The 674-nt window shown below is 49.6% G+C and carries 1 protein-coding gene; it reads left to right on the forward strand.

All coding sequences use genetic code 11. The features are described from left to right. Window positions 1–674 (forward strand): DUF1542 domain-containing protein (locus HT687_RS10915; RefSeq protein ID WP_172924204.1); only part of this gene is annotated, 674 nt, incomplete at both ends.

A 674-nucleotide genomic window follows, 5' to 3' on the forward strand; every position in this document is an offset into this window, starting at 1 on the left:
TTGAAGGCGTCCACACACCGGGCGACTTAGAAGCTGTTAAGAAAGCTGCTAAAGCAGACTTAGCAGCTAAGCTTGCAGAAAAAGAAGCAGAGATTGATGCGAACGCTAACCTTTCAGATGCAGAAAAAGCAGCAGCGAAAGCTCAAGCTAAGCAAGCAGCAGACAAAGCTATCCAAGCTATTGACGCAGCAAGCGACCAAGCAGGCGTGGACAAAGCGCAAGCAGACGGAATTGCCGCAATAGCAGCAGTTAACCCAGTGGCTAAGGACAAAGCTAAAGCCCAAGCTAAGGAAGCAGTAGCGGCTAAACTGAAAGAAAAAGAAGCAGAGATTGATGCGAACGCTAACCTTTCAGATGCAGAAAAAGCAGCAGCGAAAGCCCAAGCTAAGCAAGCAGCAGACAAAGCTACCCAAGCCATTGATGCAGCAAGCGACCAAGCAGGCGTAGACAAAGCGCAAGCAGACGGAATTGCCGCAGTAGCAGCAGTTAACCCAGTGGCTAAGGACAAAGCTAAGGAAGCAGTAGCAGCTAAGCTTGCAGAAAAAGAAGCAGAGATTGATGCGAACGCTAACCTTTCAGATGCAGAAAAAGCAGCAGCGAAAGCTCAAGCTAAGCAAGCAGCAGACAAAGCTACCCAAGCCATTGACGCAGCAAGCGACCAAGCAGGCGTAGAC

This window comes from Streptococcus sp. 1449 (genome assembly GCF_013276805.1).
GTDB classification, from domain to species: domain Bacteria; phylum Bacillota; class Bacilli; order Lactobacillales; family Streptococcaceae; genus Streptococcus; species Streptococcus pseudopneumoniae.